The organism is Halogeometricum limi, assembly GCF_900115785.1.
Taxonomy (GTDB): domain Archaea; phylum Halobacteriota; class Halobacteria; order Halobacteriales; family Haloferacaceae; genus Halogeometricum; species Halogeometricum limi.
Genome location: NZ_FOYS01000004.1, coordinates 251,136 through 271,092, shown reverse-complemented (window position 1 = coordinate 271,092; position 19,957 = coordinate 251,136). Strand labels below are relative to the sequence as shown.

24 protein-coding genes and 1 pseudogene are annotated in these 19,957 nt (G+C 66.1%); 15 read left to right on the top strand and 10 right to left on the bottom strand.

Annotation, left to right across the window (positions count from 1 at the left end):
- Nucleotides 1-10 precede the first annotated feature (10 nt).
- Nucleotides 11-820 (bottom strand): 3-methyl-2-oxobutanoate hydroxymethyltransferase, encoded by an 810-nt coding sequence (gene panB / locus BM282_RS13285; protein WP_089881881.1) that lies wholly within the window; start codon nucleotides 818-820, stop codon nucleotides 11-13.
- Nucleotides 821-932: 112 nt separating this feature from the next.
- Between panB and BM282_RS13280 the strand changes: the two genes are divergently transcribed.
- The 6 genes and pseudogenes from BM282_RS13280 to BM282_RS13260 all read left to right on the top strand — a co-directional run bounded on the left by BM282_RS13280 (nucleotide 933) and on the right by BM282_RS13260 (nucleotide 5,495).
- Complete coding sequence (locus tag BM282_RS13280; RefSeq protein ID WP_089881879.1) at nucleotides 933-1,244, top strand: DUF5822 domain-containing protein; 312 nt, start codon at nucleotides 933-935, stop codon at nucleotides 1,242-1,244.
- 81 nt (nucleotides 1,245-1,325) lie between these two features.
- On the top strand, nucleotides 1,326-2,174 hold the full coding sequence (locus BM282_RS13275; protein WP_089881877.1) for a translation initiation factor eIF-2B: 849 nt from the start codon (nucleotides 1,326-1,328) through the stop codon (nucleotides 2,172-2,174).
- 110 nt (nucleotides 2,175-2,284) lie between these two features.
- Nucleotides 2,285-2,662 carry a hypothetical protein gene (locus BM282_RS13270; protein WP_089881875.1) on the top strand — a complete coding sequence of 126 codons (378 nt, stop codon included), beginning with the start codon at nucleotides 2,285-2,287 and terminating at the stop codon, nucleotides 2,660-2,662.
- Between the two features lie 206 nt (nucleotides 2,663-2,868).
- Nucleotides 2,869-3,663 (top strand): annotated as a pseudogene (locus tag BM282_RS19040) (eCIS core domain-containing protein); the annotation flags it as partial.
- Nucleotides 3,664-3,861: 198 nt separating this feature from the next.
- On the top strand, nucleotides 3,862-5,115 hold the full coding sequence (locus BM282_RS13265; protein ID WP_245758366.1) for a hypothetical protein: 1,254 nt from the start codon (nucleotides 3,862-3,864) through the stop codon (nucleotides 5,113-5,115).
- On the top strand, nucleotides 5,112-5,495 hold the full coding sequence (locus tag BM282_RS13260; RefSeq protein WP_089881871.1) for a hypothetical protein: 384 nt from the start codon (nucleotides 5,112-5,114) through the stop codon (nucleotides 5,493-5,495). The genes BM282_RS13265 and BM282_RS13260 overlap by 4 nt, the downstream gene beginning before the upstream one ends.
- 22 nt (nucleotides 5,496-5,517) lie before the next feature.
- On the opposite strand, the gene BM282_RS13255 is transcribed toward BM282_RS13260, so the two are convergent.
- Together BM282_RS13255 and BM282_RS13250 are read right to left on the bottom strand one after the other, a co-directional pair.
- A complete protein-coding gene (locus BM282_RS13255) occupies nucleotides 5,518-6,630 on the bottom strand; it encodes a Gfo/Idh/MocA family protein (RefSeq protein ID WP_089881869.1) in 1,113 nt (370 codons plus the stop codon).
- A gap of 73 nt (nucleotides 6,631-6,703) precedes the next feature.
- Nucleotides 6,704-7,672: a sugar phosphate isomerase/epimerase family protein gene (locus BM282_RS13250; protein WP_089881867.1), complete on the bottom strand. Its 969-nt coding sequence runs from the start codon at nucleotides 7,670-7,672 to the stop codon at nucleotides 6,704-6,706.
- 94 nt (nucleotides 7,673-7,766) lie between these two features.
- On the opposite strand from BM282_RS13250, the gene BM282_RS13245 reads away from it, so the two are divergent.
- The gene (locus BM282_RS13245; RefSeq protein ID WP_089881866.1) at nucleotides 7,767-8,054 is read left to right on the top strand and encodes a GYD domain-containing protein; all 288 of its coding nucleotides are present in this window, start codon (nucleotides 7,767-7,769) and stop codon (nucleotides 8,052-8,054) included.
- A 33-nt stretch (nucleotides 8,055-8,087) separates the two neighbouring features.
- Here BM282_RS13245 and BM282_RS13240 read toward each other — a convergent pair whose 3' ends face one another.
- Nucleotides 8,088-8,564, bottom strand: a complete 477-nt coding sequence (locus BM282_RS13240; RefSeq protein WP_089881864.1) for a GNAT family N-acetyltransferase — start codon at nucleotides 8,562-8,564, stop codon at nucleotides 8,088-8,090.
- A gap of 97 nt (nucleotides 8,565-8,661) precedes the next feature.
- On the opposite strand from BM282_RS13240, the gene BM282_RS13235 reads away from it, so the two are divergent.
- The 6 genes from BM282_RS13235 (at nucleotide 8,662) to BM282_RS13210 (ending at nucleotide 13,680) form a co-directional block, all read left to right on the top strand.
- Nucleotides 8,662-9,861 (top strand): DUF502 domain-containing protein, encoded by a 1,200-nt coding sequence (locus BM282_RS13235; protein WP_245758365.1) that lies wholly within the window; start codon nucleotides 8,662-8,664, stop codon nucleotides 9,859-9,861.
- Nucleotides 9,858-10,271, top strand: coding sequence for an archease (locus tag BM282_RS13230; RefSeq protein WP_089881861.1), 414 nt, complete (start codon nucleotides 9,858-9,860; stop codon nucleotides 10,269-10,271). Before BM282_RS13235 ends, BM282_RS13230 begins: the two co-directional genes overlap by 4 nt.
- Nucleotides 10,272-10,377: 106 nt before the next feature.
- A complete protein-coding gene (locus BM282_RS13225) occupies nucleotides 10,378-11,481 on the top strand; it encodes a DoxX family protein (RefSeq protein WP_089881859.1) in 1,104 nt (367 codons plus the stop codon).
- Nucleotides 11,424-11,831 carry a DUF7835 family putative zinc beta-ribbon protein gene (locus BM282_RS19075; RefSeq protein ID WP_449271690.1) on the top strand — a complete coding sequence of 136 codons (408 nt, stop codon included), beginning with the start codon at nucleotides 11,424-11,426 and terminating at the stop codon, nucleotides 11,829-11,831. The genes BM282_RS13225 and BM282_RS19075 overlap by 58 nt, the downstream gene beginning before the upstream one ends.
- 99 nt (nucleotides 11,832-11,930) lie before the next feature.
- Nucleotides 11,931-13,400: an RtcB family protein gene (locus tag BM282_RS13215; RefSeq protein ID WP_089881855.1), complete on the top strand. Its 1,470-nt coding sequence runs from the start codon at nucleotides 11,931-11,933 to the stop codon at nucleotides 13,398-13,400.
- Between the two features lie 73 nt (nucleotides 13,401-13,473).
- On the top strand, nucleotides 13,474-13,680 hold the full coding sequence (locus BM282_RS13210) for a hypothetical protein (RefSeq protein ID WP_089881853.1): 207 nt from the start codon (nucleotides 13,474-13,476) through the stop codon (nucleotides 13,678-13,680).
- Between the two features lie 75 nt (nucleotides 13,681-13,755).
- Here BM282_RS13210 and BM282_RS13205 read toward each other — a convergent pair whose 3' ends face one another.
- From BM282_RS13205 to BM282_RS13190, 4 genes are all read right to left on the bottom strand, one after another.
- Nucleotides 13,756-14,121, bottom strand: coding sequence for a hypothetical protein (locus tag BM282_RS13205; protein ID WP_175501533.1), 366 nt, complete (start codon nucleotides 14,119-14,121; stop codon nucleotides 13,756-13,758).
- Between the two features lie 81 nt (nucleotides 14,122-14,202).
- A complete protein-coding gene (locus tag BM282_RS13200) occupies nucleotides 14,203-14,556 on the bottom strand; it encodes a hypothetical protein (protein WP_089881851.1) in 354 nt (117 codons plus the stop codon).
- A 77-nt stretch (nucleotides 14,557-14,633) separates the two neighbouring features.
- Nucleotides 14,634-15,185 carry an HAD family hydrolase gene (locus BM282_RS13195; RefSeq protein ID WP_089881849.1) on the bottom strand — a complete coding sequence of 184 codons (552 nt, stop codon included), beginning with the start codon at nucleotides 15,183-15,185 and terminating at the stop codon, nucleotides 14,634-14,636.
- Between the two features lie 63 nt (nucleotides 15,186-15,248).
- On the bottom strand, nucleotides 15,249-16,394 hold the full coding sequence (locus BM282_RS13190; RefSeq protein WP_089881846.1) for an acyl-CoA dehydrogenase family protein: 1,146 nt from the start codon (nucleotides 16,392-16,394) through the stop codon (nucleotides 15,249-15,251).
- 135 nt (nucleotides 16,395-16,529) lie between these two features.
- On the opposite strand from BM282_RS13190, the gene BM282_RS13185 reads away from it, so the two are divergent.
- Complete coding sequence (locus tag BM282_RS13185) at nucleotides 16,530-16,874, top strand: hypothetical protein (RefSeq protein WP_089881844.1); 345 nt, start codon at nucleotides 16,530-16,532, stop codon at nucleotides 16,872-16,874.
- A 19-nt stretch (nucleotides 16,875-16,893) separates the two neighbouring features.
- Here the strand turns inward: BM282_RS13185 and BM282_RS13180 are convergent, their stop codons facing one another.
- A complete protein-coding gene (locus BM282_RS13180) occupies nucleotides 16,894-18,096 on the bottom strand; it encodes an alanyl-tRNA editing protein (protein ID WP_089881842.1) in 1,203 nt (400 codons plus the stop codon).
- Between the two features lie 50 nt (nucleotides 18,097-18,146).
- The gene (locus BM282_RS13175; RefSeq protein ID WP_089881840.1) at nucleotides 18,147-18,662 is read right to left on the bottom strand and encodes a helix-turn-helix domain-containing protein; all 516 of its coding nucleotides are present in this window, start codon (nucleotides 18,660-18,662) and stop codon (nucleotides 18,147-18,149) included.
- A 125-nt stretch (nucleotides 18,663-18,787) separates the two neighbouring features.
- On the opposite strand from BM282_RS13175, the gene BM282_RS13170 reads away from it, so the two are divergent.
- On the top strand, nucleotides 18,788-19,825 hold the full coding sequence (locus BM282_RS13170) for an LLM class flavin-dependent oxidoreductase (protein WP_089881839.1): 1,038 nt from the start codon (nucleotides 18,788-18,790) through the stop codon (nucleotides 19,823-19,825).
- Nucleotides 19,826-19,957: the final 132 nt, after the last annotated feature.

Here is a 19,957-nt window from a genome sequence, read left to right as displayed (position 1 = left end):
GCGGCCGAACTCAGTACAGGTCGTCTAACTCGTCGGCGACGTGGCCGTGTTCCTCGGCGGGGAACGCCCCCGACTCGACGTCCTCGCGGTACGCACTCACGGCCTCCAGCATCTGCTCGCGGAGGTCGCCGTACTGTTTCGAGAACGGCGGCGAGTACGTCGACAGACCCACCACGTCGTCGACGACGAGCACCTGCCCGTCGCAGTGCGGTCCCGCGCCGATACCGATGGTCGGGATGGTGAGCGCCTCCGTCACCTGTTCGGCGAGGTTCGACGGGACGTGTTCGAGGACGAGACAGAACGCTCCCGCTTCCTCGTGCTTGCGCGCCAAATCGAGGATGCGGTGACCCTCGTCCCGCGTCGTCCCTTGTCGGGCGTAGCCCGTCTCTTTCATACGCTGCGGAGTCAGCCCGAGATGCGCCATCACCGGGATGCCGAGTTGGACGAGGCGTTCGGTGAGTTCGACGGTGTGTTCGCCGGACTCTAACTTCACGGCGTCGGCGTCCGCCTCCTTCACCATCCGGCCGCAGTTCTCGATGCTCGCCGTCTCGTCGACGCCGAACGAGAGGAAGGGCATGTCGGCGACGACGAGTGCGTCGTCCGCGCCGCGGGCGACGGCGGCCGTCCGAGAGGCGACGTCGTCGACGGTGACCTTCAGCGTCGAGTCGTAGCCGAGGTCGGTGTTCCCCATGCTGTCGCCGACGAGGACCACGTCGATGCCCGCCTCGTTCGCCACCGCGGCCGTCGTCGCGTCGTAGGCGGTCAACATCGTTATCGGCGTCGACCCCGCTTGTTCGCGCACGTCTCGTACCGTCGTCATGCCCTACTGCACACCGGTGTGCGTGTTAAGCGTCCCGCTGTCGGCCGGTTCCGCTGGCGACGCCTCCGACGCGTTTCACACAGATTATAGCCCCACCCACCGAACTGCCGGTGTGTCACGCGTCGAACGAACGGACCCCGACGGTGTCGATTACGGCTGGGTGATGCAGACGACGTTCGTCGTCACCATCCTCACCGGGGCACCGACCGTCGCCGCACTCTCGCTGGCGTACGACCTCCCCACGTGGGCGTCACGCGTCTCGTTCGCCATCCGCGTCGGCGCGGTCATCTGGATTCTCACCGCCGTCGCCGTCTTCGTCTACGCGAAGCGGACCGACGCGGGCGACGGCGGGACGCCTCCCGAGGCCGACGTGGAGGGGACCGCCGAGGCGACGAACGATGCGACCGCCGAGACGGACGACTGACCCGTCTCCGTCGCGCGAATCGCGGCGGCGTGCGACGACCACTCCCGGAAGGCCTTTGTCCCGACTCCGTGACCTCTCGGTATGATCGACGACACCATCGAGGAAATTCGGGAGATGCAGACACACAGTTCCTCGGTCGTCGCCGTCAAGGCCGCGTACGCCTTGCGAGCCCTCACCGAACGGGACCACGCGACGGTCGAAGAGTTCGAACGCGACCTCGAACGGAACGTCGGCGCGTTGAAACGGGCGAACCCCTCGCACGCCTCGCTCTACAACGCGATGGAGGAGATTCTCCGCAGCGTCGAGGGCGAAGCGTCGTCCGTCGAGGCGGCGAAGACGCTGACAGAAGAGACCATCGACCGGGTCGTCGACGAGATCGAACAGGGGAAGTCTCGGGCGGCCGCGAACGCCGCCGAGACGTTCGAAGACGGCGAGACGATTCTCACGCACGACTACTCCTCGACGGTGCTCGAAGCGGTCGAACTCGCCGCGGACGCGGGGACGACCCTGACCGCGTACGTCACCGAGGCCCGGCCGCGCTACCTCGGTCGAAAGACCGCGCGGGCGTTATCGGACGTCGACGGCGTCGAACCGCACCTGATGGTCGACGGCGCGGCCGGCCTCTTTCTCGAAGAGTGCGACCGCGTCGTCGTCGGCATGGACTGCATCGTCGACGACGTCCTGTACAACCGCGTGGGCACGTTCCCCATCGCCGCCACCGCGAAGCAACTCGGCGTCCCCGTCACGGTCGTCGGGTCGGGCGCGAAGATGGTCGACGACGGCTTCGTCTTCGAGAACGAGATTCGCTCCTCGGCGGAGGTCTCTTTGGAACCCGTCGAGAACGTCGTCATCGAGAACCCCGCCTACGACGCCACGCCGATGTCGCTCGTGAGTGAGGTCATCACCGACGACGGCGTCCAGACGTTCTGAGTCGACGACCGACGACCGGACGTCCCGTCGTTTGGTCCGAGACGTCTCCCGTTCTCGGCAGTGATACTCGGGACCGAGGGTTATTGGTGGGGGGTTCCCTCGGGGGCGGTATGTCTATCGCACAGTTGGTCGACCACCTCCGCGGCGAACTCCACGAGGACCTGCGATGCTGCGTGGAGTACGCAGGCGAGGAGGTGCAACCACACTATCTGCGGTCCGACGTGGACCCTGCCGAAGCGCGTGAGCACGCGCATCTTCTCCGTCGGTTCTATATCGGACAGGAGTCGGTCCGTCGCCACGAGGCGCTCCCGGGCGGTCCGGGGGGACTCCGCGGCTCTATCCACTACTTCGAGGAACTGGTCGCCGTCATGGTCCCGTTGCACGCCGGCACGACAGTGGGTGTCTTCTTGGACGGTGACTCCTCGGCGGTGCCCGAACCGCATCTCACTGAGTGGTCCGAAGAGCTGTCGATGTCTGGGGGGTGCTAAGAGACGAAACACCTCGTTTCAACGCGAACGCACATCGGTAGCGAGGAACTGTCTGCTGAGCGAGACACTACTGCGGGCGTGGAAAAGTGTTAATTCTTGTCAAGATGAATACCTATTGTGAGTTCGTGGACGACAGAGACTCGTGTGGGGGCTATCGGAGCGGTCAGTAGTCGCCGTGATTTCGCGGGAAGTGAGGAACAGACCGAATGACGGAGGCCGTTCGTATGCACCGCCGACGAGACGGCGAGAAGAGCGAGGGAAGTGGCGGCGTCCGCTGCTCTACGGGTGCGATCTGCGAGCATCAGGGCCCGGCCGTGGAACGAGTCTCCACAAGGCCCACGACGTCTGTACACCGACTCCATAGAACGCTCGGCAATCAACGGATACAGCGAATGAGTCGGAACACGGTTCGGCCGCTTTCGGTCGCCCCAGCGAACGGTACAGAAGAGCGTGAAGCCGAACGGGTCGCCACGCGGGTCGCGCGAAGTCCGGAGCAGACATCGGTCTCGAACGGTGATTCTTCCGACTTGGGACAGCCACTCGGAGAGGTCTGTCCTCGGTGCCGTGAACGACTTTCGAGAGGCGAGCCACTCGCCTGTCCCGACTGTGAGGAGACACTTCAGCGCACGCGACCCGCCGCCGTTCAGAGACTCGTCACCCGTGTGCCTGTCTCACGTTCACGGTGTTTGAGCGATAACCGTCCCACACCGCAGACAGGCGGTAGTTCGATGCTCGAACGCGCACCGTCCGTGGTCAGTGACGCGGTTCGGTCGCCCGGCCGGCCGCTAGACGCAACAACGCGCACGTTCATGGAATCCCGATTCGGGACAGATTTCGGCACCGTCCGAGTACACACCGGCGAGCGAGCGGACGTCGCTGCGCGGTCAGTCGATGCCAGAGCGTTCGCGGTGGGAGAGCATATCGCGTTCGCGGCCGGCGAGTACCGCCCGACGACTCGGTCGGGGCGATTCTTACTCGCTCACGAACTGACCCACACGCTTCAGCAGGGTTCTCGGGCAAGATTAGTTCAACGTCGAACGACCCGTGGAGCGGGCGGATGCGGTCCTCCAAGAGCGGTAGACGAAGACGAAGAAGGACCTCTCCGTGCCGGGGCCGTCGCCCACGCCCAAATTCAATCGTTTTTATTCGGGAGTGGTATTTTTGCCGAACAGGAGGTTCCGCGTGCGACGAAGCGACATATGGACGACACTGGCTGCCAACCGCCGTCCCGGAACCCAGGTCGAGCGGATCTGTGGAGGGACGGGTTCACCGTCCAAGTAGGTGAGATAAAACCTATCGGATTTGCAGACAGCTACGGGATACCTGAAGCCAAACACTACATCAGGCGCGCCAACCAGTCCGTTGACAGAGTACTCGGCCCAGAAATGCGACCCTCTGGGTGCGGGAATCAGCCCGCCGGTGAGGACGACCTGCGCTTCGCGGCCGATGTCGGGGTGTTGGGTCCCATCGCAGTTCCGACATCGTTTGAGATGCTGACTGGTGTATTAACGAACGACACGGTCATCGGGTCGTTCGACGGAGATCGAGATCGGACGCTGAAAGCACGTCTCACGTCGCCGGGTGCAGTCGGTTACTGGTGCACTGGTGGTGCTTCAGAGACACTCCCGTGCGACGCATCCTCGGAACAGGTAACCGAGTTCCTCGACCGTGTGACTTCGAGTGCGTACCACGAAGTGGACCGGTTCCTCGAGGAGCGATTCGTTCAGCCAATCGACAAGGCGATAGACCAGATGGACCTCCGTCAGTTGCTGACGGCTGGTAACGAATACTTCGGCGAGCGAGTCCGGGCACTCGTCGCCACACAGTTCGGAGTTCCGCTGGCGACCATTCCGCAGTTGGATCAAGAGACTGTCGAACGCATCGCTCGGCTCGTGGAGTCGAACGTCCGCGGCCCCGTCCGAAGCATGAGCCGAACGCTCGCCCGGCGGCTGAAAAACATCTTGCTTGGCGAGATGAGACGGCTCCTCCGTGAGAGTGTCCGCATACTCCTCCGGCAGGCGGTGGCGGCGGCCTGCGTGGGTGTCCCAGTCGTGACCTTAGCAGCACTGATGGACCAGTTCAGAAAACTGCTCGAAGAAGAAGCACGAAGGCTCGTCCCGGTCGCTGTCCAGTCCGTTCTCGCGACACTGGCGACCGCGATGCTTCAGGAGGTCGCCGCAGCGATCAACGCTATCGAACAGGCAATCGAGAGCTTCTTCGAGGCGGTCCTGACGGTCGCGGAGAAGGTCCTGATGATCATCGGTGCGTTCATCGTGGCAGCAGCGATATTCGCTTTCGTCGTTGGCGTAGCGATTCTCTTGGCCAAAGCCGCTGCAGCGGCCGGGGTAGCTGGTGCGGTCGCCGCCGGCGCAGCGCTGGTCTTGGTCGTACTGTCACGAGCCATCGACACGCTCATGGGGTCTGATGGTACGGAAGGCGGTGATACAGCGTGACCGAGTCCAACGCACCATCGGAACCTGCCGAACCGCGGTTCGTCGAATCGAACGACCCCGCAGGCGGGAGGAAGCTCTGCAGTCGACGAGAGGTGAACCCCGACATATCTGTCGAGGAGGCGTTCGACGAAGCGGCGTTTAGAGCGCTCCTCGAATCGGCGTTCGACAACGTCGAGGAGACCGACGACGGCTTCTCCGTGCACGTTCGTGACCGAGAGAGTCAGCACACGTTCGAAGCCTACAGTGGAGCCTCGGGGCCCGCGTACGGTGGACCGAGGCGGTATTTCGTGAAGACCGAGACTGGTCACGCTCTTGACCCCGAAGTACATTCGATGCTACGGGACTTCGAGCGATGGCTGACGGAAGAGACCCTCGACTAACCTCGTTGGTCCCACACAGGTCTCACTCGACTCCCACGCGTTCGCCCGACTCGTCGCTCCGTTCGATGGCGTCCAGCACTTTCTGCACCTCGAAGCCGTCCTCGAACGACGGGTGGAACTCCTCGCCGCTTTCGACGGCTGAGAGGAACTCGTAGTTCTCGTGGACGAACGTGTGCTCCCAGCCGAGGACGTGGCCCGGCGGCCACCAGTGGTCGAGGTACGGGTCGTCGCCGTCGGTGACGAGGATGGTCTCGTAGCCGCGGTGGTCCGGTCCCTTGTACTCCAGTTCGTTCAGACGTTCGAGCGAGAACTTCAGACTCCCCTCGGAGCCGTGAATCTGGACGGTGTGGTCGTTCTTGTGGCCGTCCGCGACGCGGGACGCCTCGAACGTCCCCATCGCGCCGTTCTCGAACGTCGCCTGCGCCGAGTAGGCGTCGTCGACGGTGACCGGCCGCGTCTCGTCCCCGCCTTCGACGGGGCGTTCGTCGACGAACGTCTGCAGACTGCCCGAGAGACTGTCGATGTCGCCGGTGTGGTCGCCGACGAGGAAGCGCAGGAGGTCGACGGTGTGGGCACCCAGGTCACCGAGCGCACCGCTTCCCGCCATCTCCTCGTCGTTGCGCCACGACCACGGCGCGTCGGCGTCGGTCAGCCAGTCCTGGAGGTAGCGTCCGCGAACGTGTCGGATTTCGCCGAGTTTCCCGTCGTCTATCAGTCCCTTCGCGTAGCGAATCGCCGGGACGAATCGGTAGTTGAACGCGCACCCGGCGATGGCGTCGGCGTCGGCGGCGGCGTCGCGCATCGCTTCCGCCTCGTCGAGCGTCGGCGCGAGCGGTTTCTCGCAGAAGACCGGTGTGTCAGCTTCCAACGCGGCGATGGAGGGTTCGGCGTGGACGTGGTTCGGGCCGAGGTTGTAGAAGACGTCCACCTCGTCTATCGCCGACTCCCAGTCGGTCTCGGTGTGCTCGAAGCCGTACTGGTCCGCCGCGTCGGCGAGTGCCTCCTCGTTCCGACCGACGAGCGTGTGTCGCTCTACGTCCGGCGCGTCGGGGAAGAACATGGGCAGTCGTGCCAGCGCGTTCGAGTGAGCCTGTCCCATGAACCGGTAGCCGAGGATACCGACTTTCAGTGTCATGGCGTGCGGTTCTCGGGCGACCGTCTTCAAAATCGTGGTCTCGACAGCGATTACGCCCCGTGCCGGTGCGTCGCTACTCCGCCCAGTACGCCTCGCCCGGTTCGGTGTCGAAGACGGCGCGCTGAAGCACGTCGACGGCCTTCTCCAGTCCTTCGGTCGAAGAGGTGAGCGAGTCCTCGTGTTCGATGGAGAGCGCACCCTCGTAGCCGACCATCCGCAGCGTCGACACCACGTCTTTCCAGTGTTCTTCGCCGTGTCCGTAGCCGATAGAGCGGAACAGCCACGACCGGTTCGACTCGTCGGCGTAGTCCGTCGTGTCGAGGACGCCCTTCAGGCGCGAGTTCCACGAGTACTCCTTCGTGTCCTTCGCGTGGAAGTGGTGGATGGCGTCGTGTTCGCCGAGGAAGCGGATGGCGTGAACGACGTCGATGTTCTGCCAGTAGAGGTGCGAGGGGTCGAAGTTCGCGCCGATACGCTCGTTCGTCGCCTCGCGGAGGCGCATCATGCCCGACGGTTCGTAGACGAGCATGTTCGGGTGCATCTCGATGGCGACGTCGACGCCGTGGTCGTCGGCGTGTTCGGCGAGGTCGGACCAGTAGTCGACGGCGACTTCCCACTGGTAGTCGTGCGCGTCGGCGTGTTCGGTCGGCCACGGCGCGGTAATCCAGTTCGGCACCTCGTCGTCGGGGCCGCCGGCGGGGAGTCCCGAAAAGCAGGTGACCGTGTTCACGTCCAGTTCCGCGGCGAGTTCGATGGCCTCCCGGAGTTCGGCGTCCGCCTCCTCGGCCGTCTCGTCGTCGGGGTGAAGCGGGTTGTTGTGCGTGGCGAGTGCGCTGACCTGCATGTCGTGTTCGTCTAACAGGTCGTGCAGGTCGGCCTGCTTCTCCTCGTCGCCGAGGTAGGCCTGCCGGTCGATGTGGTCCTCACCCGGATAGCCGCCGACGCCGATTTCGACGCCGTCGACGCCGATGTCGTCGAGGTACGAGAGCGCGTCCGAGAGCGATTCGCCGCCGAGCGGAACGGTGAGTACGCCGATGTACATACTGTGGCCAACAGACGGGATTCGATTAAAGGTTCAGGTGACGGCCGCCGCCGCGGCCTACAGCCTTTTCATCTTGGGGTGACGTTGTGAAAGCATGCCGACGTACATCATGCACGTCGACGTGAACGAGAGCGAGTACCAGAACTCGCAGGAACTCGTCTCCGTCTGGGGAACCATCCGAGAGGAGATGAGCGAACTCGACGCGGAACTCCTCGACACCTACGCCGTCCTCGGGTCGTACGACTTCGACGTCCGGTTCGAGGCGACGGACGACGACACCGCGTTCCAGGTGACGCAAGTGGTCGAACGCCACGGACTCGACACCGAGACGATGCAGGCGCTTCCGGTCGAGCGACTGGGCGAGTTGGTCGAGGACGTCTGAATCGGCGCGTCCGCCGACTCCGGCGGCGGGACGCTACCGGCGGAACAGTTCGGAGAACTTCTCGCGGATGCTCGCCTTCTCGCCGAGACGGAGGTAGTAGGCGTCGCCGCCGTCCTCGTAGTAGTTCGTGATTTTTCGCTTCGTCTCGAACCCGATGTGTTCGTAGAAGGCGAGTGCGGACTCGTTCGTCGTCCGGGCGTGACAGGAAACCGAGCGGTGGTCGTGGGCGACTTCGGCGACGAGGCGTTTGCCGTAGTCCTGCCCGCGCGCTTCGGGCGCGACGGCGAGAAAGAGGATGTAGCCGTCGCGACGCGTGGAGGCGAAGCCCATGAGCGTCTCGTCCTCGAAGAACAGATGCGTCGTCGCGCGACGATAGGCGTCGAAGAAGAAACCGCGTCGCTGCTTCAGGACGCCCTCTGATTTTCGGATGCGCTCTTTGAGCTCCCACGCCTGTTCGGCGTGTTCGGTGGACCCCGGCCCGTCCACCCGCTTTTCCACGTTGACGCTCACGCCACCCGATAGAATGGTCACGAATATAACTCCACCGTCGCATCCGAGGGGCCGCGAACGTTTTGTGGGGGAACCACGAACGCGGAATCGACTACACATGTCCGGGACTGGTTGGAACGACCCGCGGATGAAGCGCGTCCGCGGGTCGCTACGCGACGTGTTCAGAGAAGCGATAATCAGTGGTCTCGCCGTCGTCGTACCGCTCATCATCACCGCCGCGGTCATCGTCTTCCTCTTCAACTCGATTTATCCCTTCCTCAACATGCTCTCGGACGTGGTGGTGGGGACGCCCGCGGTGACGGTCATCCCCGGCGTCCTCGACATCTCCCGAGAGACGATGGTGGAACTGCTCACCCCCGCCGTCCTCTTCTTGTTCGTTCTCGTCGTCGGCCTCCTCGTCAACAGTTCGCGGTACGGCGAACGGGCGGTCTCGTACTTCGACTACGTGATGTCGCAGATACCCGGTATCGGTTCCGTCTACGACAGCTTTCGGCGCATGAGCGACGTGATGCTCGACAGCGACGCCCAGAACTTCCGCGACGTGAAACTCGTCGAGTTCCCCCACGAGGGGGCGTACACGCTCGGGTTCGTCACGACCGACACCCCGGACGTCCTCAGCACGCCGGCGGGCTACCCCGACATGAAGACGCTGTTTCTCCCCCTCGCGCCGAACCCCGTGATGGGCGGGCACCTCGTCCACCTCCCCGCGGACCGCGTCATCGACGTCGACATGACCGTCGAAGAGGGGATACAGGCCGTCGTGACGAGCGGTGTCGCTATCTCCGGCGGCGGCGATGGCGACGGCGTGGCCGGCCTCACCGAAGCGCAGATGCGCCAACTCTCGGGCGTCGAACGCGCCGACCAGCAGATGAACCCCGACGGCGACGACCCGTACGCACACCGCCGGGACCCCGTGCGGACCGACCGACCGACGGCGTACGACAGACAGGTCGAGCCTCGACACGCGGACACCCCCGAGAACCTCGAACGGGCGGAACGGGCCGACGACGGCGCGGCGCACGGCCCGCGTGACAGGCCGGCAGCGCGCGGGCGAACCCCGGAGGACCGAGACTCGACCGACGGGACGCCCGAAGAGATGGCCGGGCGAACCGCCGCGGAGTCCGAACGGACGAACCAGCCACCGGCGTCGGTATCGCCGGCGGACCGGCCCGCCGACGAGTTCGGCTCCGGCGGCCGAGACGAGGGACGCGGCCCCCACACCGACCGCGGCCCCACGTCTCGAACTGACGGAGACCGGAAGACAGAGGACGGGAGCGGCGAAGACCAGTCGGTATGAGCTTCGAACTCCGCGACCACACCGCCGACGTCGCCGTCGCCGCGTCCGCACCGACGCGTTCGGAACTGTTCGCCGCCGTCGGCGACGGACTCGCGGCCGCCGGGTGCGAGGAGATTCCGGAGACGGGCGGCGACCGGTTCGACGTCGACGTGCGAGCGGAGGGCGTCGAAGCCCTCCTGTTCGACTACCTCGACCACCTCATCTACGAACGGGACGTGCGCGCCGTCCTCCCCGTGGACAACGAGGTGACCGTCGAAGAACGGCCCGACGGGTGGCGACTGTCGGGGTCGGCCCGCGGCGTCCCCCTCGCCGACGTGGACGCCCGCGAGATAAAGGCCGTGACGTACTCGGAGATGCGCGTCGAAGAGACCGCAGACGGGTGGGAAGCCTACGTCGTCTTGGACGTGTGAGACGCCGTTCTCGAACCGACCTTATCGTCCGTTAACGACCCGCTCGCGTTCTCTCTCGGTGATAATCGTCCGACGGTCTTACACCCCTTCGGTCCAACTCCCACACATGGAGCAGAGAGGGAGTTTCCCCCGACTCGGACTGCTCGTATCGGCGCTCGTCTTCGTCCTCGTCGGAGCGACGGGGCGGGCGAGTGCGCACGTGAAGTACGTCGCGCCGGGGAGCGAACCGCGGGAAGTCGTCGAGTTCCTCGTCACGACGCTGTCGGACCCGTTCACGCTCGCCGTCCTCGGAGTCGGCGGTGCCTCCGTCGTCGCCGCCGGTGCGGTCTATCTGCGCGTCCGTCCCGCACGTCGCGACGTGGCCGTGTTCCGGACCACGATGAACGGGTACCGGGACTTGCTACCGTGGTTGCTCCGCCTGAGCGTCGGCCTCCCACTCGTCGGTGCCGGGTTCTCGGGGTACTTCTTCAGCCCCGTCGTCGAGTTGTCCGTGCCGACGGTCACCCGCCTGTTCGGCATCGGCGTCGGTTTTCTCCTCCTGTTCGGGTTCGGGACCCGAATCGTCGCCACGTTCGGCCTCGTCGCCTACCTCGTCGGCCTCGCGTTCGAACCGGCGTTGTTCCTCGCCGTCGAGTACGTCCCCGGCTTCCTCGCCATCGCACTCCTCGGCGGCGGCCGTCCGAGCGCGGACCACGTCGTCGCCCGACTCGCCGCCGAGGACACCGTCTACTCGCGCATCGACCCGTTCTACCGCGCCGTCGCCCTTCCGTTCGTCCGTCGCGTCCAACCGTACACGTCCGTCGTCCCCGTCGTCCTGCGCGTCGGTCTGGGCGTCTCGTTCGTCTACCTCGGCGTCGCCCAGAAACTGATGAACCCCGGTGAAGCGCTCGCCGTCGTCGCGAAGTACGACCTCACGAGCGTCGTCTCCGTCGCCCCCGAACTCTGGGTCGTGGGCGCGGGCCTCACCGAAGTGCTCGTCGGCGTCGCCCTCCTCGCCGGGGCGTTCACCCGCGGGGCCGCGGCCGTCTCGTTTCTCCTCTTCACGACGACGCTGTTCGGCCTCCCGGACGACCCGGTGCTCGCGCACATCTCGCTTTTCGGCCTCGTCTCGGCGCTCCTGATAACGGGGGCGGGCCCGTTCTCCGTCGACGCGTGGCTTCACGACGCGGACGAACGAACGCGGGACGTGAGTGCACCGACTGCAGACTGACACGTATCTTCGGACGCCCTTTTCAGACCCGCTACGTCTGCCGTTCGTACGGCTGCAACTACATTCTCAGAAATCTGAGAAGAATATATGAGAGATGCTCACAATTCACTATCCGGCGGGGATGGAGCACGACAGTGTCACACCAAACCCGCGACCCCCATTCCCCGGCATCGACGCGAAAGTACTGTCCTCGATGTGACGAACCGACGGAACGGGAGACGTCGATTCGAATCGGAGAGGACACCCGTCGCGAGAACGTCCAGGCGGAGAACGAGAAGTTCTCCCGCCAACCACACCTCGTGCACACGTGCATCGAGTGCGGCCGGTCGACCACAGAGAAGGTCGACTGAGAGGGCCTCGCGGATTTTTCGACCGCGACGTCGGCGACGACGTGACCGTCACGACTCGCGGACGGAATCCTATTCAGTCGGCCTGTCGAATCTCTCCGTATGAGCGACGACGACGTGAAGGAGTTCGGTGACGTTCGCCTCGAACGCGTCCGCGAACACGTCTGGGAGATGCCCCGCGAGGGCGAGATGCGCGTCCCCGCGCGCGTCCTCGCGAGCGAGCAACTCTTAGAGCAGATTCGACAGGACAAGACGCTAGAGCAGTTGCGCAACGCCACGCACCTCCCGGGGATGACGAAGTACGCCATCTGCATGCCCGACGGTCATCAGGGGTACGGCTTCCCCGTCGGCGGCGTCGGTGCGACGGACACCGAAGACGGCTGTATCTCGCCCGGAAGTGTCGGCTACGATATAAATTGCGGCGTCAGGATGATGAAGACGAACCTGACGTACGACGACGTGCAGGGCAAAGAGGAGGAGTTGGTGAACGCCCTGTTCGCGAACGTTCCCTCGGGCCTCGGCGGCGGCGGCATCGTCGAGGGCGACGCGGAGACGGTCGAACAGGTCCTCGCCCGCGGGATGGACTGGGCACTCGAACACGGCCACGCCGTCGAAGACGACCTGGCGCACTGCGAGGACGAGGGGTTCCGGCCGGACGCCGACCCCGACGCCGTCTCGCAGAAGGCGAAAGACAGGGGGAAGAACCAACTCGGGAGTCTCGGGTCCGGAAACCACTTCCTCGAAGTGCAACGCGTCACGGACGTCTACCGAGACGAGGTGGCCGCGGAGTTCGGTCTGTCGGAAGACCAGGTCGTCGTCCTCATCCACTGTGGCTCCCGCGGACTGGGTCATCAGGTCTGCAGCGACTACCTCCGGCGCATCGAGAAGGAACACGGCGACATGCTGGCCGCCCTCCCGGACAAGGAACTGGCCGCCGCGCCCGCCGGGTCGCACCTCGCAGAAGAGTACTACGGGGCGATGTGCGCCGCCATCAACTTCGCGTGGGTGAACCGCCAACTCATCATGCATCGGACGCGGAAGGTGTTCGAGCGAGTGTTCGGCCGCGACTGGGAAGAGATGGAGATGGACCTCCTCTACGACGTCGCCCACAACATCGCGAAGAAGGAGGTACACACCGTCGAGGGCGAAGAGCGCGAACTGTACGTCCACCGGAAGGGGGCGACGCGCGCGTTCCCCGCCGGTCGGCCGGAACTGCCGCCCGCCTACCGCGACGTGGGGCAACCCATCATCATCCCCGGCAGTATGGGCGCGGGGAGTTACGTCCTCCGCGGCGGCGAGAACTCGATGGACCTCACCTTCGGGTCCACGGCGCACGGCGCGGGTCGGACGATGAGTCGGACGAAGGCCAAGCAAGAGTACTGGGGCGAGACGGTCCAGAAGGAACTGCAGGACCAACAGAAGATATACGTGAAAGCGCAGTCGGGCGCGACGGTGGCGGAGGAAGCACCGGGCGTCTACAAGGACGTGGACGAAGTCGTCCGGGTCTCCGACGAACTCGGTATCGGCGACAAAGTCGTGCGGACGTTCCCCGTCTGCAACATCAAGGGCTGACCCCGGACCCCTCCGATACGCCGAATACTGTCGGTGTAAAGAACTTTCACGGCGCAAGCATACGTCGTCACTGATGGACGAGTCCCTCCAGAACCGACTCCGTAACATCGAACGACGGCAGAACCTCCTCCTCGTCCTCCTCGTCGTCCCGTACTTCTTCGGCCTCGCGGAGTTGGTCGGCTACTGGGTCGCCGGGGTCTTCGCCGCCGCGTGCTGGACCGTGGTTCTCGTCTGGGTCTTCGTCTCTCGTCGACGGAAACGGTCCGGGACGGGAGCGTGAGATGCGGCGGAAAGAGCGCGTCGACGGGGGTCCGAGAGAGCGAAGCGGAAACCGTCGAGAAGCGAAGAGACGAATTCAGGCGCGGGCCGTCGTCGTCGCGTCGTCCTCGCGGTCCTCGCGGCGCTTGTAGAAGTAGTACGCGAGAGCCGCGAGACCGACGAACGTCGCCGCGACGCCCTCTTGCGGGACGCCGCCGGCGAGGAACGTCGTCGTCACGTCGGCGAGGCCGAGAGCGACGAGGACGAGACCACCGCCGAGCACCCACGCGCGCCTGTCGTTGCGGAGTTGTTGGTACTCGCCCGCTTCGATGAGCGCCATCTCCTTTGCGTGTTCGAGGCGGGTGATGTAGACCACGAGTCCGAGCATCGCGAGGACTATCAGCGCGAATCCGCCGAAGAACACCGCGTCACCGAGTATCGACTGAATGGGTGTGAGTTCCATACCCCGATATCGCGTGCCGAGGAGATAGAGACCGCTGTGAGCGGTGTTCACTCCCTTCGGCCCACGGCGCGCGAACCCGGGTCACAGTCCGATGTCGACGTACTCCGTCTCGGGGACCGGTTCGACCTCTCGGCCGTTCTCGTAGCGGACGAACGAGAGGTAGAACTCGCGGCCGCAGGGCGAGTCGAGGTGCGGTTCGTCCACGTCGTCCGCCTCGCTCACGTCGCCGGTCCAGCGGAGGCCGTCGGCCTCGCTCTCGCCGCAGACGAGGTGGACGCCGTCGGCGGCACCGTCTTCGAACGACTCGTCGGGGTCGGCGTACGCCCACCCGACGAGCGGATAGGGGGTGACGGACTTATCGGAGAGGTAGCCGTCTCGCGCGAGTTCGACGACGGCACCGCAGTGCGGGCAGTAGTAGCTGACCGGATAGCTCATCGCCTCGCAGTTAGGGCGTGAAGCACATAACGTCCGCGTCGGCGCGTCTCGCTCTCGCCGTCGGAGCAGTCGCGCGGTCAGACGCCGGAGGGGCCGTCGCCGACGTAGCGGAACGCCACGTCCGCCCGGTCGGCCGTCAGTTCGTCTCTGCGCGAGTCGCCGACGAAGACGGCGTCTTCGGGCTCTGCGTCCATCCGACGGAGCGTCTCCAAGAGCGGTTCGGGGTCGGGTTTCCGCGTTCGGACGGTGTCGCGGCCGACGACGGCGTCCACGCCCGCCGAGAGGTCGTGCGTGTCGAGTGCGACCCGACACGAGTCCTCGCAGTTGAGCGAGCAGACGCCCTCGACTTCGAACCGACCCACCGAGTCGGCGCACGCGAGTCGGTCGGAACGCCGCGCCCCCTCGCGTTCGTGACCGGCGATGACCGCCTCTATCTCGGCGCGCATCCCCGCCTCGTCCGCGAGGTCCAGCATCGCCCACAGGTCCATCCCGGCGGCGTCGACGCCGGCCGTCTCGAACGTCCGTTCGGCCTCCGTCGCGACGGCGGCCCAGTCGACGACGAGGTGGACGAGCGTTCCATCCAAGTCCCAGACGACGGCGTCGAACGCGGTGAGGTCCGGCGTGCTCATCGACGGCGATAGGGCGGGGGAGAACAAGACCGTTCGGGAGGGAGGCGGTGGCCGTGCGGTGACTCAGTCGAGGACGCCGCGCGCGATGATGTCTTTCTGAATCTCCGACGTCCCCTCGTAGATGGTCGTTATCTTCGAGTCGCGGTACATCCGTTCGACCTCGAAGTCGGTCGTGTAGCCGTAGCCGCCGTGAATCTGGACGGCTTCGTTCGTCACGTCGACAGCCGCCTCGCTTGCGAAGTACTTCGCCATCGCCGCCGCGGTTCGGGGGTCCTCGCCCGCGTCGTCCTGTCTGGCCGCCTCGCGGACCATGAGACGGGCGGCGTGAATCTGCGTCGCCATGTCCGAGAACTTGTGCCGGACCGACTGGATGTCGGAGATGGGGCCGTCGAACTGCTCGCGTTCGTGGGCGTACTCGCGCGCCTCGTCGAACGCCGACTGCGCGAGGCCGACCGCCTGCGCGGCGATACCGACGCGCCCGCCCGTGAGGATGTGGAACGCCGCGGAGAGGCCCTTTCCCTCCTCGGTGAGCCGGTTCTCCGCCGGGATGCGCACGTCGTCGAAGAGGAGGCCCGTCGTGTCCGACGCGCGCAGGCCGAGTTTGTGCTCTTTCTTCCCCACCTCGAAGCCCGCGTCCTTCGGGACGAGAAACTGCGTCACCGAGGAGGGGTCGTCGGGGTCCGTCTTCGCGAAGAGGATGCACACCTCGCCGCGTTGCCCGTTCGTTATCCACTGCTTCTTCCCGTTTATCACGTACTCGTCGCCGTCGCGGCGGGCGACGGTGGACATCTGCGCCGGGTTCGACCCGGCGTCGGGTTCCGACAGCGCGAACATCCCGACGGGACGCCCGCGAGTCATCTCGGGAAGCCACGTCTCCTTCTGGTCCTCGGAACCGAACTCGGCGATGCAGGAGGTGGCGAGACAGTGGACCGAAAGCGCCGTCGCGACGGCGAGTTGGCCGTAGGCGACTTCCTCGTTGACGAGGGCGTACGTCGTCCGGTCGGCGTCGAATCCGCCGTACTCCTCGGGGACGGTGAGGCCCGTCAGGTCGAGGTCCGAGAGGCCGTCCCACACGTCCTCGGGGAACGTCTCCGTCTCGTCCGCCTCCCGGGCCGTCGGGCGAATCTCTTCGACGGCGAACTCGCGAACCACGTCGCGGATGGCCCGTTGCTCGTCCGTGAGCGACGAACCGGCGTCTGCGATTGCCATACCTCTCGCTCGGGTCTATGATGGAAAAAGGTGATTGAATCGCCGGCGGTGTGCGCTCGTCTCGCAGACGCGAGACGTCGGCCACGTCGCCGGGGCGTTCCGAACAGTTACGACTACGCGCGAGACAGCGGACGTATGACCGACATCTCGCTCGACGGCCGAACGCTCGCGGGCGTCGAGAACGCGGCGTCCGGCGACGTCGGACGCGACACGCGCTTCGAGTTCGAACAGGACGGCGACCGGATTCGCGCCCGGTACGCGGGCGGCGACGTGGCCGAGGGCCACTTGCTCGGGACGTTCGACGGGGACCGGTGGGACGTGCGGTACGTGCAGGTGGACGCCGCGGGCGAGACGGCGACGGGTCACTCCGTCGGCGTCGTCACGGAACTGCCGGACGGCCGCGTCCGCGTCGAAGACGACTGGGAGTGGGAGTCGAAACCGGGGACCGGTTCGTCCGTGTTAGAGGAGGTCGAGTCGTAGTCGGCCGCGCCGACGCCCGTTATCTGTCGGTGACGAACGTCGTCACGTCCACGGGGTCGGCGTCCAAGCCGCCGCCCTGCGCGAACGACGCGCCGCCGCCGCCGCCGCCGCCGAACTCGTCGGTCACGTCGGCGACGACGTCGCCCGCGTCGACGCCGCTTGCCTCCCCGGCGGCGACGACGAGGTACGGGCGTTCGCCCGCGCCGACGACGGCCACCACGTCGGTGCCGTCGCCGTCGTCGACCGCGGATTTAGCCGCCTCGCCCGCCTCGTTCGCCTCGAACCCCGAGAGGACGCCCACGTGCCACGTCGCGCCGTCTCGCGGGAGCGTCTCGAACTCCGCGATGCGGTTCGAGAGGAGTTCAGACTCCAGTTCGCGCACCTCGTCTTCGAGCGACTGTTTGTCCGCGCGGAGCGACGCCGCCGCCTCTGGGAGGTCGGTCACCGAGGTGCCGAGTTCGCGCGCGGCGTCGAGGGCGGCGCGGTGGACGTCCGACTGCCGGTCGATACCCGTCGGTCCGACGGCGAACTCCACGCGGGTCAGTCCCTCGCCGGGGTTCGACCGGCCGAGCACCGTCACCGGGCCTATCTCGGCGGTGTTCGAGACGTGCGTGCCGCCGCAGGCGGCCACGTCCCAGTCCTCGACGGTGACGACGCGAATCGTGTCGGCGTCGCCCATCACGCCCTCTTCGGTCTTCGTGTTGAACGCGACGTCGTCTCTGTCGAGAGCTTCCTCCGTCGGCACCTCCTCCCACGAGACGCCTCTGCCGTCCCAGACGGCGCGGTTGACGAGGCGTTCCAGTTCGACCAACGTCTCGTCGTCGATGTCCGTCGAGGTGGTGAAGTCCACGCGGACCTTCTCCGGGGAGATGTCGAACCCGCCGTAGCCGAGGTCGGACAGCACTTTCCGCCCCGCTCCGTAGAGGACGTGGCTCGCGGTGTGCGCTCGCATGCAGTACGTCCGGAAGTCGTCGTCGACGACGCCGGTGACGGTCTGTCCCGACTCGAACTCCGGGGCGGATTCGAGCGTGTGAACCACGTCGTCTCCGGTGGACTGCACGTCGGCGACGGGGACGCCGCCGAGCGTCCCTCGGTCGGCGGGTTGGCCGCCGCTCTCGGCGTAGAAGTACGTCCGTTCGAGCGTCACGTCGCGGCCGTCGACGCTCGTCACCTCGGCTTCGAACTCGCGGATGGTCGGCTCTACTGGCGCGCGCGTCAACATGGGAGATGGTGCGCCGCCGGTCGACAAAAGTGGTTTCGTCGCGGAAGACGTTACTCGTCCACCAGCGCGACGTCCAGTCGCTCTTCGAGTTTGCGGATGAGCGACCCCCCGACGCCCGCGCGAGTCGCCCGTCCCTGCTCGACGGCGAGGATGGCCTTCTCGTCAGTTTCGAGTTCGTCGGCCAACTCTTCGGCCGTCAGACCGGCGTCCTGTCGGGCCTGTTCGACGACGCCGCCGTAGCCGGAGACGAGGTACGGCAGGCGGTCTTTCTCGTAGTTCGTCCCCTCCTTCTCCCAGTGCTTCGCGTCGCCCTTCGCCTGGTCGTACATCTTCGCCTGTCGCTGGGCGGCGCGCTTCTTGCGACTCGGCTCGCCGCCGGACGCGTCGTCGTCCGAAGACTGGCGCTTCCCGTGTCGGGAGTCGTCGTGCGGCGCGCAGTCCGGGCAGACGAGCAGGTTCGCCCCGGCGACGTTGGCGCGGCGGAGTTTCGGCGTCGAGCGACCGCAGAGTTCACAGCTCTCGCCGTCGCTCCCGCCGCCCCCGCCTCCGGTGGAGTACTTCGGCATGGCACTCTCTACCGTCTCTATCCTTTTAAAATCGCGGCACCGGACGCGAGACGGAACCCCGGCGAGGCGAACCGAGAGACCGCCGCGAGCCGAACCGTTATTCGGCCCACGCTCTCACCTCGGGTGTGAACCTCTCCGTCGTCGACCTCTCGCCGGTTCCGCGCGGTGGCACCGCGACAGACGCCTACGCGAACACCGTCGAAATCGCCCGGCAAGCCGAGCGACTCGGCTACTCCCGCGTGTGGGTCGCAGAACACCACGGCGTCCCGCAGGCCCTCGCCGGAACGACGCCCGAAGTGCTCCTCGGCCATCTCGCCGCGGAGACGGAGTCGATACGTCTCGGCTCCGGGGCGGTGTTGTTGAACCACTACAGTCCGTTCAAAGTCGCCGAACTGTTCGGCGCGCTGGACGGCCTCGCGCCGGGTCGCATCGACGCCGGACTGGGTCGAGCCAACGGTTCGCCGGCCGTCGACAGCGCACTCGGAACCGAACGCCACGTCGAGAACCCCGACGAGGACCACCGCGAGAAGGTCGAAGCCGTCGTCTCGCACCTGTTCGACGACTACCCCGAGGGGCACGCCTACGCCGACCTGTCGATTCCGCGGTCGGGGGCCGAGCCACCGGTGCCATGGGCCCTCGGGTCGAGTACGTCGAGTGCGAGGATAGCGGGCGAACTCGGCCTTCGCTACTGCTTCGCGGCGTTCATCCGGCCGCAGTTCGCCGAGTACGCCTTCGAGGACTACCGCGACGCCTTCCGGTCGTCGCCGCGTCCGGCGTCCCCCGGCGGCGTCGACGACCCGCAGGGGATGGTCGCCGTCAACGCCGTCTGCGCGGAGACGGACGAGAAGGCGGCGCGACTCAGAGCGGTGTCGGAGGCGTCGTACGAACGGATGCGACGCGGTGAGGTCGGTCCCGCGCCGTCGGTCGAAGAGGCAATCGACGAACTCGGCGACGTCCCCGACCCCACCCCCGCGACGCTCGACGAGGACGAGTGGCCGCGAGCGATTTCGGGCAGTCCGGAGACGCTGAGCCGGATTCTGGAGCAACTCGCGGACCGCGTCGGCGTGGACGAGGTGATGATTCAGCACGTCGTCCCCGACCACGAAGACGCGCTTCGCTCGCACGAACTGCTGGCCGAGGGCGTCGGGCTCGCGTCCCGGTGAGGAAAGAGAGACTCTCCGCGTCGATATCGAGGGCGAGCGAACCGTGGGGCGGTCGCTCGGAAGTTAGCGTCGGAAGGATTGTGCGTGGGTGATGTCCCGGAAGGGAGATCACCTGCATCGTGTTGCCGCGGC

Coding starts and splice junctions, on each gene's coding strand:
- BM282_RS13255 (WP_089881869.1), bottom strand. CDS start 6,630: ATGACACTGAAAGTCGGTATCCTCGGCTACCGGTTCATGGGACAGGCT.
- BM282_RS13185 (WP_089881844.1), top strand. CDS start 16,530: ATGACCGACATCTCGCTCGACGGCCGAACGCTCGCGGGCGTCGAGAAC.
- BM282_RS13215 (WP_089881855.1), top strand. CDS start 11,931: ATGAGCGACGACGACGTGAAGGAGTTCGGTGACGTTCGCCTCGAACGC.
- BM282_RS13275 (WP_089881877.1), top strand. CDS start 1,326: ATGATCGACGACACCATCGAGGAAATTCGGGAGATGCAGACACACAGT.
- BM282_RS13175 (WP_089881840.1), bottom strand. CDS start 18,662: ATGCCGAAGTACTCCACCGGAGGCGGGGGCGGCGGGAGCGACGGCGAG.
- BM282_RS13210 (WP_089881853.1), top strand. CDS start 13,474: ATGGACGAGTCCCTCCAGAACCGACTCCGTAACATCGAACGACGGCAG.
- BM282_RS13245 (WP_089881866.1), top strand. CDS start 7,767: ATGCCGACGTACATCATGCACGTCGACGTGAACGAGAGCGAGTACCAG.
- BM282_RS13225 (WP_089881859.1), top strand. CDS start 10,378: ATGGAGCAGAGAGGGAGTTTCCCCCGACTCGGACTGCTCGTATCGGCG.
- BM282_RS13195 (WP_089881849.1), bottom strand. CDS start 15,185: ATGAGCACGCCGGACCTCACCGCGTTCGACGCCGTCGTCTGGGACTTG.
- BM282_RS13205 (WP_175501533.1), bottom strand. CDS start 14,121: ATGGAACTCACACCCATTCAGTCGATACTCGGTGACGCGGTGTTCTTC.
- BM282_RS13180 (WP_089881842.1), bottom strand. CDS start 18,096: ATGTTGACGCGCGCGCCAGTAGAGCCGACCATCCGCGAGTTCGAAGCC.
- BM282_RS13250 (WP_089881867.1), bottom strand. CDS start 7,672: ATGTACATCGGCGTACTCACCGTTCCGCTCGGCGGCGAATCGCTCTCG.
- BM282_RS13200 (WP_089881851.1), bottom strand. CDS start 14,556: ATGAGCTATCCGGTCAGCTACTACTGCCCGCACTGCGGTGCCGTCGTC.
- BM282_RS13265 (WP_245758366.1), top strand. CDS start 3,862: ATGGACGACACTGGCTGCCAACCGCCGTCCCGGAACCCAGGTCGAGCG.
- BM282_RS13230 (WP_089881861.1), top strand. CDS start 9,858: ATGAGCTTCGAACTCCGCGACCACACCGCCGACGTCGCCGTCGCCGCG.
- BM282_RS13190 (WP_089881846.1), bottom strand. CDS start 16,394: ATGGCAATCGCAGACGCCGGTTCGTCGCTCACGGACGAGCAACGGGCC.
- BM282_RS13235 (WP_245758365.1), top strand. CDS start 8,662: ATGTCCGGGACTGGTTGGAACGACCCGCGGATGAAGCGCGTCCGCGGG.
- BM282_RS13270 (WP_089881875.1), top strand. CDS start 2,285: ATGTCTATCGCACAGTTGGTCGACCACCTCCGCGGCGAACTCCACGAG.
- panB (WP_089881881.1), bottom strand. CDS start 820: ATGACGACGGTACGAGACGTGCGCGAACAAGCGGGGTCGACGCCGATA.